Source organism: Marinobacter sp. bablab_jr008, assembly GCF_016464145.1.
Classification (GTDB): domain Bacteria; phylum Pseudomonadota; class Gammaproteobacteria; order Pseudomonadales; family Oleiphilaceae; genus Marinobacter; species Marinobacter nauticus.
On the sequence record NZ_JACDWW010000011.1, the window covers coordinates 1 to 1,906 of the forward strand.

Genomic DNA, 1,906 nt, shown 5'->3' on the forward strand with positions numbered 1-1,906 from the left:
GGTTGACAGGGCAGCGGAACGATGTAGAATACGCGGCCTTGATTGAGCAACAGCTCAAACGCTCTTTAAAAAGTTAACCAAGTAATTCGTGTGGGCGCTGGCCGAGGTATTTCGGACACGAAATATCAGGACAGTGACTCGTCGAAATTGAGTTTTGTCTTGAGCAAGAATTAAGAGCTTTCGGGTTCTTGTATGATTTAAACTGAAGAGTTTGATCATGGCTCAGATTGAACGCTGGCGGCAGGCTTAACACATGCAAGTCGAGCGGTAACAGGGGAAGCTTGCTTCCCGCTGACGAGCGGCGGACGGGTGAGTAATGCTTAGGAATCTGCCCAGTAGTGGGGGATAGCCCGGGGAAACCCGGATTAATACCGCATACGTCCTACGGGAGAAAGCAGGGGATCTTCGGACCTTGCGCTATTGGATGAGCCTAAGTCGGATTAGCTAGTTGGTGGGGTAAAGGCCTACCAAGGCGACGATCCGTAGCTGGTCTGAGAGGATGATCAGCCACATCGGGACTGAGACACGGCCCGAACTCCTACGGGAGGCAGCAGTGGGGAATATTGGACAATGGGGGCAACCCTGATCCAGCCATGCCGCGTGTGTGAAGAAGGCTTTCGGGTTGTAAAGCACTTTCAGTAGGGAGGAAAACCTTATGGCTAATACCCATGAGGCTTGACGTTACCTACAGAAGAAGCACCGGCTAACTCCGTGCCAGCAGCCGCGGTAATACGGAGGGTGCAAGCGTTAATCGGAATTACTGGGCGTAAAGCGCGCGTAGGTGGTTTGGTAAGCGAGATGTGAAAGCCCCGGGCTTAACCTGGGAACGGCATTTCGAACTGTCAGACTAGAGTGTGGTAGAGGGTAGTGGAATTTCCTGTGTAGCGGTGAAATGCGTAGATATAGGAAGGAACACCAGTGGCGAAGGCGGCTACCTGGACCAACACTGACACTGAGGTGCGAAAGCGTGGGGAGCAAACAGGATTAGATACCCTGGTAGTCCACGCCGTAAACGATGTCAACTAGCCGTTGGGACTCTTGAAGTCTTAGTGGCGCAGCTAACGCACTAAGTTGACCGCCTGGGGAGTACGGCCGCAAGGTTAAAACTCAAATGAATTGACGGGGGCCCGCACAAGCGGTGGAGCATGTGGTTTAATTCGACGCAACGCGAAGAACCTTACCTGGCCTTGACATCCAGAGAACTTTCCAGAGATGGATTGGTGCCTTCGGGAACTCTGAGACAGGTGCTGCATGGCCGTCGTCAGCTCGTGTCGTGAGATGTTGGGTTAAGTCCCGTAACGAGCGCAACCCCTATCCCTGGTTGCTAGCAGGTAATGCTGAGAACTCCAGGGAGACTGCCGGTGACAAACCGGAGGAAGGTGGGGATGACGTCAGGTCATCATGGCCCTTACGGCCAGGGCTACACACGTGCTACAATGGCGCGTACAGAGGGCTGCCAACTCGCGAGAGTGAGCCAATCCCTTAAAACGCGTCGTAGTCCGGATCGGAGTCTGCAACTCGACTCCGTGAAGTCGGAATCGCTAGTAATCGCGAATCAGAATGTCGCGGTGAATACGTTCCCGGGCCTTGTACACACCGCCCGTCACACCATGGGAGTGGATTGCACCAGAAGTAGTTAGTCTAACCTTCGGGAGGACGATTACCACGGTGTGGTTCATGACTGGGGTGAAGTCGTAACAAGGTAGCCGTAGGGGAACCTGCGGCTGGATCACCTCCTTAAACGAAGCCGAATGCTTCGGTCAGAGTCCACACGAATTACTTGGTTGGCTAATAAAGAGAGCAGATGGGTCTATGCAGGCCCGTGTTTTGGGTCTGTAGCTCAGGTGGTTAGAGCGCACCCCTGATAAGGGTGAGGTCGGTGGTTCAAGTCCACCCAGACCCACCA

General features: G+C 53.8%; 1 tRNA gene and 1 rRNA gene. Both read left to right on the forward strand.

Annotated elements, in window-relative coordinates:
• The first annotated feature begins 199 nt into the window (after window positions 1-199).
• A 16S ribosomal RNA gene (locus tag JIF53_RS00280) occupies window positions 200-1,740 on the forward strand.
• 89 nt (window positions 1,741-1,829) lie between these two features.
• Window positions 1,830-1,906 (forward strand) — tRNA-Ile (locus tag JIF53_RS00285).